15 protein-coding genes are annotated in these 15631 nt (G+C 59.7%); all 15 read left to right on the top strand.

Going from position 1 to position 15631, the window contains the following annotated elements:
• The first annotated feature begins 13 nt into the window (after window positions 1–13).
• The 15 genes from sdhC (at window position 14) to GZ092_RS10130 (ending at window position 15595) form a co-directional block, all read left to right on the top strand.
• Window positions 14–460 (top strand): succinate dehydrogenase, cytochrome b556 subunit, encoded by a 447-nt coding sequence (gene sdhC, locus GZ092_RS10200; RefSeq protein ID WP_293636287.1) that lies wholly within the window; start codon window positions 14–16, stop codon window positions 458–460.
• A 76-nt stretch (window positions 461–536) separates the two neighbouring features.
• Window positions 537–902: a succinate dehydrogenase, hydrophobic membrane anchor protein gene (gene sdhD / locus GZ092_RS10195; RefSeq protein ID WP_293636286.1), complete on the top strand. Its 366-nt coding sequence runs from the start codon at window positions 537–539 to the stop codon at window positions 900–902.
• A 60-nt stretch (window positions 903–962) separates the two neighbouring features.
• The gene (sdhA, locus tag GZ092_RS10190; RefSeq protein ID WP_293636285.1) at window positions 963–2759 is read left to right on the top strand and encodes a succinate dehydrogenase flavoprotein subunit; all 1797 of its coding nucleotides are present in this window, start codon (window positions 963–965) and stop codon (window positions 2757–2759) included.
• A gap of 20 nt (window positions 2760–2779) precedes the next feature.
• Window positions 2780–3484, top strand: coding sequence for a succinate dehydrogenase iron-sulfur subunit (locus GZ092_RS10185; protein ID WP_293636284.1), 705 nt, complete (start codon window positions 2780–2782; stop codon window positions 3482–3484).
• 22 nt (window positions 3485–3506) lie between these two features.
• Window positions 3507–3815 carry a succinate dehydrogenase assembly factor 2 gene (locus tag GZ092_RS10180; protein ID WP_293636283.1) on the top strand — a complete coding sequence of 103 codons (309 nt, stop codon included), beginning with the start codon at window positions 3507–3509 and terminating at the stop codon, window positions 3813–3815.
• A gap of 32 nt (window positions 3816–3847) precedes the next feature.
• Window positions 3848–5158, top strand: coding sequence for a citrate synthase (gene gltA, locus GZ092_RS10175; protein WP_293636282.1), 1311 nt, complete (start codon window positions 3848–3850; stop codon window positions 5156–5158).
• A gap of 267 nt (window positions 5159–5425) precedes the next feature.
• The gene (locus GZ092_RS10170; protein WP_293636343.1) at window positions 5426–6349 is read left to right on the top strand and encodes a LysR family transcriptional regulator; all 924 of its coding nucleotides are present in this window, start codon (window positions 5426–5428) and stop codon (window positions 6347–6349) included.
• Between the two features lie 29 nt (window positions 6350–6378).
• Window positions 6379–7830, top strand: a complete 1452-nt coding sequence (leuC, locus tag GZ092_RS10165) for a 3-isopropylmalate dehydratase large subunit (RefSeq protein ID WP_293636281.1) — start codon at window positions 6379–6381, stop codon at window positions 7828–7830.
• Window positions 7831–7838: 8 nt separating this feature from the next.
• Window positions 7839–7979 carry an entericidin A/B family lipoprotein gene (locus GZ092_RS10160; RefSeq protein WP_293636280.1) on the top strand — a complete coding sequence of 47 codons (141 nt, stop codon included), beginning with the start codon at window positions 7839–7841 and terminating at the stop codon, window positions 7977–7979.
• Window positions 7980–7996: 17 nt separating this feature from the next.
• A complete protein-coding gene (gene leuD / locus GZ092_RS10155) occupies window positions 7997–8647 on the top strand; it encodes a 3-isopropylmalate dehydratase small subunit (protein WP_293636279.1) in 651 nt (216 codons plus the stop codon).
• 73 nt (window positions 8648–8720) lie between these two features.
• On the top strand, window positions 8721–9806 hold the full coding sequence (gene leuB, locus GZ092_RS10150; protein WP_293636278.1) for a 3-isopropylmalate dehydrogenase: 1086 nt from the start codon (window positions 8721–8723) through the stop codon (window positions 9804–9806).
• A 269-nt stretch (window positions 9807–10075) separates the two neighbouring features.
• A complete protein-coding gene (gene asd / locus GZ092_RS10145) occupies window positions 10076–11215 on the top strand; it encodes an aspartate-semialdehyde dehydrogenase (RefSeq protein WP_293636277.1) in 1140 nt (379 codons plus the stop codon).
• 286 nt (window positions 11216–11501) lie between these two features.
• A complete protein-coding gene (locus GZ092_RS10140) occupies window positions 11502–14060 on the top strand; it encodes a FimV/HubP family polar landmark protein (RefSeq protein WP_293636276.1) in 2559 nt (852 codons plus the stop codon).
• Window positions 14061–14102: 42 nt separating this feature from the next.
• Window positions 14103–14897: a tRNA pseudouridine(38-40) synthase TruA gene (gene truA / locus GZ092_RS10135; protein WP_293636275.1), complete on the top strand. Its 795-nt coding sequence runs from the start codon at window positions 14103–14105 to the stop codon at window positions 14895–14897.
• A complete protein-coding gene (locus tag GZ092_RS10130) occupies window positions 14894–15595 on the top strand; it encodes a phosphoribosylanthranilate isomerase (RefSeq protein WP_293636274.1) in 702 nt (233 codons plus the stop codon). The genes truA and GZ092_RS10130 overlap by 4 nt, the downstream gene beginning before the upstream one ends.
• Window positions 15596–15631: the final 36 nt, after the last annotated feature.

Below are 15631 nucleotides of genomic sequence, written 5' to 3'. Positions count from 1 at the left end.
AAAGCCCATAAAAATGACAGAGCTGGCATCCACTCCACGCGCCAAGCGGCCAGAGTTTCGCAACATCAACGCCTTTACCGACCTGCCGGGTTACCGATTGCCGCTGGCCGGCATCGTTTCCATCCTGCATCGTGTCAGCGGAGCCATCATGTTCCTGCTGATGCCTTTCATCATCTGGATGTTCGACACGTCGATTTCTTCAGACATCTCTTTCGACCGTTTCAAGTCCACCTTCAATGCGGGCATGCTGGGCTTGCCAGGATTTCTGTGGAAACTGGTGGCGCTGGCCCTGATTTGGGCTTACCTGCACCATTTTCTGGCAGGTCTGCGGCATTTGTGGATGGACAGCAGCCATGAATCCGTCAGCAAGACGTTCGGCAGGCAGTCAGCCGCCTTCACGCTCATCGTGAGCATCGGCCTCACGCTGGTGCTGGGCGCCAAGCTGTTCGGCCTGTACTAAAAACCAAAAATCCTGCAGGCATCTGCTGCGCGAACACCGCAAGCGTTGCCTGAAACTGTTCAAGGAAAGAAAAATCATGTCTGTCAATTACGGCTCCAAGCGCATCGTTGTCGGCGCTCACTACGGCACCCGCGACTGGCTGAGCCAGCGCATCACGGCAGGCCTGATGGCCATTTTCACCGTGCTGCTGCTGGCGCAGGTCATTTTCAGCAAGGGGCCTATCGGTTATGACCAGTGGGCCGGGATCTTTTCGCCCCAATGGATGAAGGTACTGACATTTGCCGTCATCATCGCCCTGCTTCAGCATGTGTGGGTGGGCATGCGCGATATCTGGATGGATTACATCAAGCCGGTGGGCCTGCGCTTGCTGCTGCAGGTGTTCACCATCCTCTGGCTGGTCGCTTGCGCAGGCTGGGGTGTCCAGGTGCTGTGGCGCCTTTGATCCAACGGCTATTTACCAAAGTCAATGCTGGCATTTTCCAGCCTCCACGATTAAAAAAACATGACTGATACATCCAAACTTCCCACGCGCAAATTTGACGTTGTCATCGTCGGTGCTGGCGGCTCCGGTATGCGCGCATCGCTGCAACTGGCCCGTGCAGGCCTGAACGTTGCCGTTCTTTCCAAAGTCTTTCCGACACGCTCGCACACCGTAGCGGCGCAGGGTGGTATTGGCGCATCGCTTGGCAACATGTCCGAAGACAACTGGCACTATCACTTCTACGACACCGTCAAGGGCGGCGACTGGCTGGGTGACCAGGATGCGATTGAATACATGTGCCGTGAAGCACCCAAGGTCGTCTACGACCTGGAGCACATGGGCATGCCCTTCGACCGCAACCCGGACGGCACGATCTACCAGCGCCCCTTTGGCGGCCACACCGCCAACTACGGCGAAAAGCCGGTCCAGCGCGCCTGTGCTGCGGCTGACCGCACTGGTCACGCCATGCTCCATACCCTGTATCAGCAAAACGTCAAGGAAAAAACCAGTTTCTTCGTCGAATGGCTGGCAATGGACCTGATCCGCGATGCCGATGGCGACGTCGTAGGGGTCACCGCCATCGAGATGGAAACCGGTGACGTGCATATTTTCCAAGCCAAGACCACGCTGCTGGCAACCGGCGGTGCCGGCCGCATTTTTGCGGCCTCCACCAATGCGTTTATCAATACCGGCGATGGTCTGGGTATGGCAGCACGCGTCGGCATTCCGCTGGAAGACATGGAATTCTGGCAGTTCCACCCGACTGGTGTGCACGGTGCGGGCGTGCTGCTGACCGAAGGTTGCCGTGGCGAAGGCGCCATTTTGCGCAACAGCGACGGTGAACGCTTCATGGAACGTTATGCCCCGGCTTACAAGGACTTGGCGCCGCGCGATTACGTCTCGCGCTGCATGGACCAGGAAATCAAGGAAGGTCGCGGTTGCGGCCCCAACAAGGACTACATCAATCTTGACATGACCCATCTGGGTGTCGAGACCATCATGAAGCGCCTGCCATCGGTGTTCGAGATTGGCCACAACTTTGCCAACGTCGACATCACCAAGGAACCGATTCCGGTCGTGCCAACCATCCATTACCAGATGGGCGGAATTCCGACCAACATCCATGGCCAGGTCGTCACGCAAAATGCCGAAAACCAAAGCGTGGTCGTCAATGGCTTGTACGCCGTTGGTGAGTGCGCCTGCGCCAGCGTGCATGGCGCCAACCGCCTGGGAACAAATTCACTGCTCGACCTGCTGGTTTTTGGCCGTGCTGCCGGCAACCACATTGTTGAATTCAACCAGGCCAATACCGAGCACAAGCCCTTGCCTGCCGATGCGGCAGACCAAACCATGGCCCGCATTGAACGACTGGACAACACGACCACCGGCGAATATGCACAGGACGTGGCCAACGACATCCGCGCTGTCATGCAGCAGCATGCAGGTGTGTTCCGTACCCAGGCCGTCATGGACGAAGGTGTGGCCAAGATCGCAGAGTTGCGCAAGCGCGTCAACGCGATCGGCCTGAAAGACAAGTCCAAGATTTTCAATACCGCGCGCATCGAAGCGCTGGAAGTCGAGAACCTGATCGAGGCTGCTGAAGCCACCATTATTTCCGCCGCAGCGCGACATGAAAGTCGCGGCGCCCACTCCGTGGACGACTACGGAGACACACCGGCACATCCGAACGGCCGCAACGACACCGACTGGCACAAACACACCCTCTGGTACAGCGAAGGCAACCGCCTGGCCTACAAACCGGTGCAAATGAAGCCGCTGACGGTTGACTCCATACCTCTGACAGTTCGCTCCTTCTAAAAATACAAGCGGGAATACTCATGACCAAACGTACCTTCCAGATCTACCGTTACGACCCCGATACCGACGCCAAGCCCTACATGCAGACCATCGAGGTGGAACTCGACGGCCACGAGCGCATGCTGCTTGACGCCCTGATGAAGCTCAAGGCGCAGGACCCGACCATCTCCTTTCGCCGTTCCTGCCGCGAAGGCGTGTGCGGCTCTGACGCCATGAACATCAATGGCAAGAACGGCCTGGCCTGCCTCACCAACATGAACACGCTCAAGGGCACCATTGTCCTCAAGCCACTGCCCGGCCTGCCGGTGGTGCGCGACCTGTTTGTCGACATGACGCAGTTCTTCAAGCAGTACAACTCGATCAAGCCCTACCTGATCAACAACAACGTCCCGCCGGAAAAAGAACGCCTGCAAAGCCCTGAAGAGCGTGACGAACTCAATGGACTTTACGAATGCATCCTGTGCGCCAGCTGTTCAACGGCTTGCCCGAGCTTCTGGTGGAATCCCGACAAGTTCGTGGGGCCCGCCGGCTTGCTGCAGGCCTACCGCTTCCTGGCTGACAGCCGCGACGAAGCAACGGCTGAGCGACTCGACAATCTGGAAGACCCGTACCGCCTGTTCCGCTGCCACACCATCATGAACTGCACCGACGTTTGCCCCAAAGGCCTGAACCCGGCCAAAGCCATCGGCAAGATCAAGGAAATGATGGTCTTGCGCACGGTCTGACCTTGCATCACATCACACACGCATGGAAATGACCGACGATTTACTTGACGAGCGTAGCCTGAGCAAGCTGCGCTGGCGCTGTCGGCGTGGCCTGCTGGAGAACGACCTGCTGATCGAAAAATTCTTTTTGAATTTTGAAACCACGCTCAACGTCAGGCAGGCTAAAGGCTTGAATGATTTAATGGATTTGTCTGACAACGATTTGCTTGACCTCCTGCTCAGACGCAAGGAACCTGACCAACTTTCCGATTCGCCTGCAAGGGAAAGCGCCTCCAGTCCCGAAGCACTTGAAGTTTTAAGCATGCTGCGGCCAGGGGCTGCGGCTTCCTAAATCCCCCTCTGACAAGAGAGAAAGAAACGAACATGAAGTTAGCCGACAACAAAGCCACCCTGTCCTTCAGCAATGGCAGCCCCAACGTAGACCTGCCTGTTTACCAAGGCACGGTAGGCCCGGACGTCGTGGACATCCGCAAGCTGTATGCCCAGACCGGCATGTTCACCTACGACCCGGGCTTTCTGTCCACGGCTGCCTGCCAGTCGGCCATCACCTACATTGACGGCGACAAGGGCGAACTGCTGTACCGCGGCTACCCCATCGAGCAATTGGCCACCAATTGTGACTACCTGGAGACCTGCCACCTGCTGCTTTACGGCGAACTGCCAGACGCTGCACAGAAAAAGGTTTTCGTCGGCCGCGTGACCAACCACACCATGGTCAACGAGCAGATGCAGTTCTTCCTGCGCGGGTTCCGTCGCGACGCGCACCCGATGGCCATCATGACCGGCCTGGTCGGCGCCCTGTCGGCCTTCTACCATGACAGCACCGACATCAACAATCCGGAGCATCGCGACATTGCCGCGATTCGCCTGATCGCCAAGATGCCGACGCTGGTGGCCATGGCTTACAAGTACACCGTGGGCCAGCCCTACATGTACCCGCGCAACGACCTGAGCTACGCCGGCAACTTCCTGCACATGATGTTTGCCACGCCGTGCGAAGAATACAAGGTCAACCCGGTGCTCGAACGCGCGCTGGACCGCATCTTCATCCTGCACGCAGACCACGAACAGAACGCTTCGACCTCCACCGTTCGCCTGTGCGGCTCGTCGGGCACCAACCCGTTCGCTGCCATTGCAGCCGGGGTGGCCTGCCTCTGGGGCCCGGCACACGGCGGCGCCAACGAAGCGGCGCTGAACATGCTGGGCGACATCCAGAAAAACGGCGGCGTCGAGAACATTGGCGAATTCATCAAGCAGGTCAAGGACAAGAACTCCGGCGTCAAGCTGATGGGCTTTGGACACCGCGTCTACAAGAACTACGACCCGCGCGCCAAGCTGATGCAGGAAACCTGCAAGGAAGTGCTGCAGGAAATGGGCCTGGAAAACGACCCGCTGTTCAAGCTGGCCATGGCGCTGGAAAAGATTGCCCTGGAAGACGACTATTTCGTCTCGCGCAAGCTGTATCCGAACGTGGACTTCTACTCCGGCATCGTGCAGCGCGCCATCGGCATTCCGGTGCCGCTGTTCACTGCCATCTTTGCGCTGGCACGCAACGTCGGCTGGATGGCCCAGTTGAACGAAATGATCGGTGACCCCGAGTACAAGATTGGCCGTCCGCGTCAACTCTTTGTCGGTTCCACCCAGCGTGAAGTCAAGCCAATGGCACAACGCTAAAAACCTGCGTCTTTCAGGTTTTAGCTCAAAGCCCGCCGAGGTTGACTTCGGCGGGTTTTTTCACATCCTATTTTTATTTTTCATAGCAAACCATCCTTTGTCCGTATGCGGAAAAGGCCTTTGGCATCAAATTTTCCAGCTGTTTTTTTTGACGCTTGAGCACATCAGGCTGCTGGGTTGGTCATCTCGAATGACGATGGCAAGACGAATAACCTTGTAGCAAAATCGATATCCATCGCAAAATGCGATGGAACCAACGCCATGTCCATCAAAAGCTCCGAACGTAATTTTGCCCGCCGCATCGACCTGACCTCGCTTCAGCTGTTCGTTGCCGTGTGTGAACTGGGCAGCATTGGCAAGGCAGCCGAACGTGAATTCATTGCCGCTTCTGCGGTGAGCAAACGACTGAGCGACCTCGAAGCCCTGCTGAGCACGCCGCTGCTCTACCGCCACACCCGGGGCGTTGACCTGACCCCAGCGGGAGAAAGCCTGCTGCACCATGCGCGCTCGGTGCTGTTCAGCCTGGAGAAAATGCAGGGCGAACTGAGTGAATATGCCGACGGCGTTCGTGGCCATGTGCGCGTGCACGCCAGCATCTCGGCCATCGTGCAGTTTCTGCCCGAAGACCTGGGCGATTTCATACGCCAGCATGCTGAAATCAAGATCGACCTGGAAGAGCACCTGAGCACGGAGGTCATCCGGGCGGTTCAGGAAGGCGCAGCCGACCTGGGCGTCTGCAATACCGCCAACGGCATCGGGGCGTTGCAGGCGCGACCCTACCGCCATGACAAGCTGGTGCTGATTGTCCCCAAGGGACATGCACTGCTGACGCAGAAAGCGGTTCATTTCGAAGCGGCGCTGGACCATGACCAGGTCGGCCTGCATTCCAACAGTTCGATTTATCTGGCCATGCGCCAGGCGGCGGCGGCTGTGGGCCGCACCATCAAGCTGCGAATCCATGTGACCGGGCTGGATGCGATGTGCCGCATGATCCACAACGGCCTGGGCGTCGGCGTCATGCCGCTGCGCGCCTTTGAACTGATGCATGGCGTGGGCGAACTGGCGTCCGTGACCTTGCTGGACGACTGGGCAGACCGCCGTATCGAACTGGTGGCGCGCGACTTTTCCACCCTGCCGCTGACCGCCCGGCTGCTGGTCGATCATCTTTCAAGCCAGGCATCCAGCCTCTAAAATCATCAAAAGACCACGAAGGAAAACCCATGGGACGCACCCTCTACGACAAAATCTGGGACGAGCACGTTGTTCACACCGAAGAAGACGGCACCTCGATTCTCTACATCGACCGCCATCTGGTTCATGAAGTGACCAGCCCGCAAGCCTTTGAAGGCCTGCGCGAAGCCGGCCGAAAGGTCTGGCGCATCAGCTCCATCGTCGCGACCGCCGACCACAACACGCCAACCACCGGCTGGGAGCTGGGCTACGACGGCATCACCGACCTGGTCAGCAAGGAACAGATCACCACGCTGGACAGCAACATCAAGGAATTCGGCGCGGCGGCCTTCTTTCCGTTCATGTCCCGGCGCCAGGGCATCGTGCATGTCATCGGCCCCGAAAACGGCGCCACCCTGCCCGGCATGACGGTGGTTTGCGGCGATTCGCACACCTCCACCCATGGCGCATTCGGCGCGCTGGCCCACGGCATCGGCACCAGCGAGGTCGAGCATGTCATGGCCACGCAAACCCTGCTGGCCAAAAAGGCCAAAAACATGCTCATCCGGGTCGAGGGCACCGTGGCCAAAGGCGTGACCGCCAAGGACATCGTGCTGGCCATCATCGGCAAGATCGGCACGGCGGGCGGTACCGGCTACACGATTGAATTTGCCGGTTCGGCCATCCGCGACCTCAGCATGGAAGGCCGCATGACGGTCTGCAACATGGCGATTGAAGGCGGCGCGCGCGCCGGCCTGGTGGCCGTGGACGCCAAAACAATCGAGTATGTCAAGGGCAGACTGCTGGCCCCGGGAACCGATCCCAAGACCGGCCAGTTCGTCGGCGGCCCGGAATGGGACCTGGCCGCGCGTTACTGGACCACGCTGCACTCCGACGCAGATGCCACATTTGATGCCGTCGTCGAACTCGATGCCAGCCAGATCCTGCCTCAAGTGAGCTGGGGCACATCGCCTGAAATGGTGCTGTCGATTGAAGGCCGGGTACCGGACCCGGAAAAGGAAAAAGACGCCAACAAGCGCGGCGCCATCGAACGCGCCCTGGCTTACATGGGCCTGGAGCCCGGCAAGGCGTTGAACGATTTGTACATCGACAAGGTGTTCATCGGCTCGTGCACCAACAGCCGCATCGAAGACATGCGCGAAGCTGCCGCCGTGGTGAAGAAAATCGGCCAGAAGGTCGCCAAAAATGTAAAGCTGGCCATGGTCGTGCCGGGTTCAGGCCTGGTCAAGGAACAGGCCGAGCGCGAAGGCCTGGACAAGATTTTCATCGCCGCAGGCTTTGAGTGGCGCGAGCCCGGCTGCTCGATGTGTCTGGCGATGAACGCCGACCGGCTGGAGCCGGGCGAGCGCTGCGCCTCCACCAGCAACCGCAACTTTGAAGGCCGGCAAGGCGCCGGCGGCCGCACCCACCTGGTCAGCCCGGCCATGGCGGCGGCAGCGGCGGTGCATGGGCATTTTGTCGATATCCGCAAGTTCGTCTGAGGCCCCTCATGAAAAAATCTGCTTCCCTGCTGCTGGCCAGCCTTGCCCTGCTTATCTCCACCTTTGCACTGTCGGGCTGCAACACCGTCCGGGGCATTGGCCAGGACGTGCAGCGTGCCGGCTCCGCCGTTTCTAACGCTGCCAAATAACAGGCTCAAAGATTCGTATGCAAAAATTCACCGTACACCAAGGCCTGGTCGCCCCAATGGACCGCGAGAACGTCGATACCGACGCCATCATCCCGAAGCAATTCCTCAAGTCGATCAAAAAAACCGGTTTCGGCGTGAACCTGTTTGACGAATGGCGCTACCTGGATGCCGGTTTTCCAGGCCAGGACCCTGCCAGCCGCAAACCGAATCCGGACTTCGTGCTGAACCAGCCACGTTATGCAGGCGCTTCGGTTCTGCTGGCCCGCAAAAATTTTGGCTGCGGTTCCAGCCGCGAACATGCGCCGTGGGCGCTGGACCAGTTCGGCTTTCGCGCCATCATTGCGCCCAGCTACGCCGACATCTTTTTCAACAACAGCTTCAAGAACGGTCTGCTGCCCATCGTGTTGCCCGAAGCGCAAGTGGCCCAGTTGTTTGACGAAGTGGCCGCCTTCCCCGGCTACCGCCTCACCATCGACCTGGAACGCCAGGTCATCGTTAAGGCGCAAGGCGAGGAACTGCCTTTCGAGGTGCAGGCTTTCCGCAAATACTGCCTGCTCAACGGCTTTGACGATATCGGCCTGACCTTGCTGCAAAGCGACAAGATCAAGGCCTTTGAAGCCGAACGGCTTGCGGCCAAGCCCTGGCTGAACCACACCGTCGCGGGTTAATCAAAAATAGTAGTCAAATCATGCTCTTGCGCACTACCCACGGGCACAAGCAGCTATAAATAAGATAGTAATCATGAAAATCGCAATTCTTCCCGGTGATGGCATTGGTCCTGAAATCGTTGCTGAAGCCGTCAAGGTTTTGAATGTGCTGGAACTGGGTTTTGAAACCGAAACCGCCCTGGTCGGCGGCGCAGCCTACGAAGCCCATGGCCACCCGCTGCCCGACGCCACACTCCAGCTGGCCAAGGGTGCCGACGCCGTGCTGTTTGGAGCCGTGGGCGACTGGAAATACGACACGCTGGACCGGCCGCTGCGCCCGGAGCAAGCGATTCTGGGCCTGCGCAAGAACCTAGGGCTGTTCGCCAACTTCCGCCCGGCCATCTGTTACCCCCAACTGGTCGATGCCTCCAGCCTGAAGCGCGAACTGGTGTCCGGCCTGGACATCCTGATCATCCGCGAGCTGACTGGCGACATCTACTTTGGCCAGCCGCGCGGACGCCGCATTGCCACCGACGGCCACTTCCCCGGTGCCGAGGAAGCCTTCGACACCATGCGCTATTCGCGCCCGGAGATCGAGCGCATCGCGCATGTCGCCTTCCAGGCTGCGCGCAAGCGCAAAGCAGCGGGAGGCGAAGGGCGCGTCACCAGCGTGGACAAGGCCAATGTGCTCGAAACCTTCCAGCTCTGGAAAGACGTGGTGACTGAAATCGGCCTGCAGTACGCCGACGTGGCGCTGGACCACATGTACGTCGACAACGCCGCGATGCAGCTGGTCAAGGCACCAAAGAAGTTTGACGTGGTGGTGACTGGCAACATGTTTGGCGACATATTGTCGGATGCAGCCGCCATGCTGACCGGAAGCATCGGCATGCTGCCCTCGGCCAGCCTGAACGATAAAAATCAGGGCCTGTACGAACCCAGCCACGGCAGCGCGCCCGATATTGCCGGCAAGGGCGTGGCCAATCCGCTGGCCACCATTTTGAGCGCCGCGATGATGCTGCGCTTCAGCCTGAACCAGCCAGAAGCCGCTGCGCGCATCGAAAAAGCCGTAGATACCGTTCTTAGCCAGGGTCTTCGCACACCTGACATTTACAGCGAAGGCACGACCAAAGTGGGTACTGTGGAAATGGGCAATGCGGTAGTCAAGGCGCTGGGATGAAGCTCGCCATTCCTTTTGCTGGCAGCCCTCACGGAGCAGCGCCGTGTCAGCCAGCGAAAAGGCAGCCTTCGTTACAATAAGAAAATGTGTAAAAGCCTTGCCACCCTCAGTTTTCCTGCTGCCTTGCCAGCAGGATGCGGCGCACCGGTTTTTGCCCAGATCACTAAAACGACCACCATCAAAGGCTGACAAGCCCGTCTCGTCGTGCCCACTGGCTCGATGAGCCAGGCCAAAAAGCCGATTTTTTCGTACTTTTTAAGGGCATCCCCATGAAACTCAAAGGCAATCTCACAGGACTCGTTGGTTGGCGCGGCATGGTCGGCTCGGTCTTGATCGACCGCATGCAGGCCGAAGGCGACTTCGAGTTGATCGAACCGGTTTTCTTCTCGACTTCGAACGCGGGCGGCAAGGCCCCGGCGCAGGCGAAAAACGAAACCACCCTGAAAGACGCCTTTGACATCGAGGCACTCAAGAAGTGCGACATCATCATCACCGCCCAGGGCGGCGACTACACGGCTGAAGTTTTCCCCAAACTGCGTGCTGCAGGCTGGACAGGCCACTGGATTGACGCCGCCTCAACACTGCGCATGAACGACGACGCTGTCATCGTGCTGGACCCGGTCAACCTGCCCGTCATCCAGAACGCGCTGGTCAAGGGTGGCAACAACTGGGTCGGCGGCAACTGCACGGTCAGCTGCATGCTGATGGGCGTGGGTGCCCTGTACAAGGCCGGCCTGGTCGAGTGGATGACCAGCATGACCTACCAGGCAGCTTCGGGCGGAGGCGCGCAGCACATGCGCGAGCTGCTGACCCAGTTCGGCACGCTCAACAGCGAAGTCAAATCCCTGCTCGACGACCCGAAATCAGCCATCCTTGAAATCGACCGCCGCATCCTGGCCAAGCAGCAGTCGCTGAGCGCCAGTGAAACCGCCAACTTTGGCGTGCCTCTCGGCGGCAGCCTGATTCCCTGGATCGACAAGGACCTGGGTGACGGCATGAGCAAGGAAGAATGGAAGGGCGGCGCCGAAACCAACAAGATCCTGGGCCAGGGCGCGAGCTTCGGCACGGCAGAAACACCGGTCGATGGATTTTGCGTGCGCGTTGGCGCGATGCGCTGCCACAGCCAGGCACTGACCTTCAAGCTCAAGAAGGACGTTCCGCTGGCAGACATCGAAGCCATGATTTCGGCTGACAACGCCTGGGTAAAAGTGGTACCCAATACGCGTGAAGCGTCGATCAGGGACCTGACCCCGGTAGCCGTGACGGGAACCATGCAGATTCCGGTCGGACGCCTCCGCAAGCTGGCCATGGGACCCGAATACCTGGGCGCATTCACCGTGGGCGACCAGTTGCTCTGGGGTGCAGCGGAGCCGCTGCGCCGGATGCTGCGCATCCTGATCGAGGCTTGAATCTTCGTTCCAGGCCGACTGAGCATCTACAATCCTGAAATGCGGAAGGCGGGTTCATGCCGTTGTCTACAGGCAACGAATGAAACCGGCTACTTTGCTGTTTGATTAGAGTATCAAAACTTAAGCATTGTCCTAACTTGTAAGTGACAGACCTTGATGGTAAGGTTGTTTTTCAAAAATTAGCCCCAAGGTCTTTGTGCGCTCAAGCCCTAAAACGTTTCAATCAGACCGAGCTCCAGAAGCTCATAACTTCATGAATCATCCCGGTCGTTGGCGTATTGGTGCCATGGCAAGCGCAATTGCATTGCTCGGCTGCCTGGCAAGCCTCGAAGCACATGCGGTGGCGCTGGGCCGCATCACGGTTCAGTCTGCCCTGGGCGAATCCCTGCGCGCAGAAATTGACATTTCCGATCTCAGCGCCGACGAAGCCGCCAGCCTCAGGGTCGGTGTGGCAGGGGCTGACGTTTTCAGAGCTGCCGGACTGGAATACTCTGCTGCTGCCTCGGGGCTGGACGTTCGGCTCCAGCGACGCCCGGACGGCAGGCCCTATTTGCGCCTGACCAGCAACCGTGCTATCGGCGAGCCCTTCGTGGATCTGGTTCTTGAGGCGCGGTGGGCATCTGGTCGTGTCACCCGCGACTACACGATGCTCTTTGACCCGCCCAACCTGCGAAACAGCAACGCTCCACTGGTGGCGTCATCACCGGTATTGCCCCGAGAACCGGTAGCCGTTTCCTCGCTTGCGCCCAGACAGGAACTGCCGCTTCCCGTGGCCAAGCCTGCTGCTCCCGCCGTGCCGCGCGCTCCCAGGCCACAAGCCATCCGGACACCGCCTGCCCAGAGCACTTCCGGCACTCGCCAGGTCACCGTCAGGCCTGGTGACAACGCCAGCCGGATTGCCGCACAGAACAAGCCTGCCAGCGTGTCGCTGGACCAGATGCTGGTGGCCTTGCTCAGGGGGAATCCTGACGCCTTCGTTGGCGGCAACATCAACCTGATCAAGTCAGGCGCCGTGGTTGATATTCCCGATGCGCAGGCAGCCAATGCGCTTTCCCCGGGCGAAGCCAGGCAGATGCTCATTGCCCAGAGCAGGGATTTCAACACCTTCCGCCGCAAACTGGCCGACGGCGTGCCGGCGACACCTCTTGACAATGCAGACCGCCAGGCCGCCGGCAAGGTCCAGACCCGGGTCGATGACCGTGCGCAAGCCAGCAACTCACCCGACCGGTTGACGCTTTCAAAAGGCGCCGTACAGGGCATGCCGTCCGGTGAACAGTCCGCCAGGGATGCTGAAAACCGAACGACAGAACAGTCAAAAAATACCAGCGCCCTCAATCCACAGGCAGCCATTCCCGGGGCAGGCAGCACGGCACCAGGAGTGTCGGTTGCAGGCTCCAGCGCCGCATCAGCGGCCGGTGGCGTTCCAGCAGTCCCGGCATCGCCAGCGCTGACTTCATCAGGTGCCGCAGAACCCGCAACCGGTGCCTCGTCACCTTCAGCCGTTGCCGAATCCGCGCCCGAGGCGCCTGTCTCGGAGCCTATGCCATCGGCCAGCGCGCCGGCTTCGGTCGTGCCGGCTGCCGCCAGCCAGCAGGCTGCGCTGACAGCCCCGCCCGTCGCACCGCCCGAGCCCGGCTTGACCACCTGGATCATGGACAACTCCTTGCTGCTGGGCGGAGGTATCTTGCTGGCATTGCTGGCGGGCCTGGGCTTTGCGCGTTACCGGAAAAACGCAGGACCGAGCCATGTGGACAGCTCATTCCTGGACAGCCGCCTGCAGCCCGATTCGTTCTTTGGCGCCAGTGGCGGGCAGCGAGTCGATACGAGCACAAACCATGCGTCAAAGTCGTCTTCGATAGCCTACTCGCCCAGCCAGCTCGATGCAGCCGGCGACGTGGACCCCGTGGCCGAAGCCGATGTCTACCTTGCCTATGGCCGCGACCAGCAGGCAGAAGAAATCCTCAAGGAAGCCTTGCAGACCTACCCGGCGCGTTTGGCCATTCACAGCAAGCTGCTTGAAATCCATGCCAAGCGTCGCGACAACAAGGCCTTCGAAAATGCGGCCCTGGCAGCGTTCAAGCTGACGGGAGGCCAAGGCGCAGAATGGTCGTATATCAGTCAGCTCGGCCGGGAACTGGAGCCAAGCAATTCCATGTACCAGTCTGGCGCCAGTTTTTCGACCAGCCTGCCCGGAATACGCAATTCCGGCCTGGTGCCCCTGAGCAGCACGGTGCCGCAGACCCTGGCTGGCCTGGCGCCGGTTTCCAAAACGCCACAGATCCTTGATTTGGACCTGGACCTTGATTTTCCGGCAGGCGCAGCTGCTTCTGCATCAATGCCACACGCGTTGACGACAGCGGGTGCCATCGCCTCTCCAGTCAAAAAAACCGAACCGATGCCAGACATTGCCATTCCATCGGCTTTTCTGGACCTGGATTTGGACCTGGACGATGTGCCAGCCGCTGCGCCAGCAGCGAACCCTCAACACATGTCGGTAGCGCTGCCTTCTTCGGGGTTTGACCTCATTGCCAATGGCATGGATTTCACGTCTGAGCCATTTGCACCGAAGGCAGCGATTGCGCCAACGGCACCTGTGATGCACAGCGGCATGCTGGAGTTCGACCTGGATTCGCTTTCGCTGGACCTTGGCCCAGTCACCAAGCCTTCTGCAGCATCCTTGACCAGCCCGGATAAAGACCCGCTTGAAATCAAGTTCCTGCTGGCTGAGGAATTTCGCACCCTGGGGGATTCGGAAGGTGCCAGGTCTTTGGCTGACGAGGTTGTGGCACATGCCAAGGGGCCCTTGAAATTCAAGGCCCAGGCATTTCTCAATACCCTGTCGTGAACAACGCTTGAAGCGCCTGCATTCTTCCACGGGACTGCATCGGTGAGGATAGCGCTCGGCATCAGTTACAGCGGCAGCGCCTACGAAGGCTGGCAAAGCCAGTTGTCCGGCAAGACCGTTCAGGACCAGCTGGAAAAGGCCCTGAGCCGGTTTGCCGTGCAGCCGGTTCGCGTCATGTGCGCCGGACGCACCGATGCCGGCGTCCACGCGCTGATGCAGGTCGCGCACTTCGACACCGCGCTGCAGCGTGAAACCGCCTCATGGGTGCGCGGCACCAATGCTTTCTTGCCCCGCGACATTGCGGTGCAGTGGGCGCAGCCAGTGCCCGATGAATTTCACTCGCGTGCCAGCGCCATTGCACGCCGATACGCCTACGTCGTGCTGGAGTCGCCGGTGCGTCCCAGCGTGGAAGCCGGGCGCGTCGGCTGGGTCTATCGCCCGCTGGATGGCGACGCCATGCGGCAGGCGGCCCTGCATTTGATGGGCGAGCATGACTTCAGCTCATTCCGGGCTGCGCAATGCCAGGCGAAGTCGCCTGTCAAGACCATGAACCTTATCGAAATTTCGCAGCGTGCCGGCGCCGGGTCGCGCTATTGGCGCTTCGAGTTTGAGGCGAATGCCTTCCTGCACCACATGATCCGCAACATCATGGGCTGCCTGCTGGCTGTGGGCCAGGGCAACCAGCCGCCCGAGTGGCTGGCCGGCGTGGTGGCCGCCCGCCGCCGCGATGCCGCCGCTCCTACCTTTTCGCCCGACGGTCTTTATTTCCTGGGTCCGGTATATGAGGAGCGCCATGGCTTGCCGTCGCGCACGGCCGCTTATGATTGGCTGCCATGAGCCCCCTTAAGCCTTTCATCCGTACCCGTATCAAGATCTGCGGCCTGACCCGCGAAGAAGATGTCGATGCCGCCGTGGCCGCCGGCGCCGATGCCATCGGCCTGGTCATGTACGAGCACAGCGCCCGCCATGTCACCCTGGAACGCGCCGCCGAACTGGCCAGCCGGCTGCCGCCGTTTGTCACACCGGTGCTGCTTTTCGTCAATGCGGACACTACAAAAATAATAGCTGCATGCACCCGTATTCCCTGCGCAATCGTCCAGTTTCATGGTGATGAGACGCCTGAAGAATGCCTGAAGGCCGGCAGGACTTTCCTGCGTGCAGCCCGCATTCCGCTCGACGAAAACCCCAATCCGAGCAGCCCGTGCTTTGATCTTTTAAAATACGCGCAAGATTATTCATCAGCCCAAGCCATCTTGCTCGACGCCCATGTCGAAGGATACGGCGGCGGCGGAAAAACATTCAATTGGTCACTTCTTCCTCAAAGCGTCAACGCTCACCTCGTTTTGTCTGGTGGGTTGACGCCTGCAAACGTGACCGATGGCATCTTGCAAGTCAGGCCGCGCTGCACCACGCTGGCCGTTGACGTGAGTTCAGGCGTCGAGGTGTCCAAGGGCATCAAGAGCGCCGACAAAATCAACCAATTCGTTGCAGCCGTCCGTGCTGCTGACGAACAATTCAAAAACCTTGCGGGATAGACCAGCGCTGCATGCGCACAGCGAAAGCGCTGCGCT

Source organism: Polaromonas sp., from assembly GCF_010365105.1.
In the GTDB taxonomy this organism is placed as follows: domain Bacteria; phylum Pseudomonadota; class Gammaproteobacteria; order Burkholderiales; family Burkholderiaceae_C; genus Polaromonas.
This window is presented reverse-complemented; position numbering and strand designations above follow the sequence as displayed.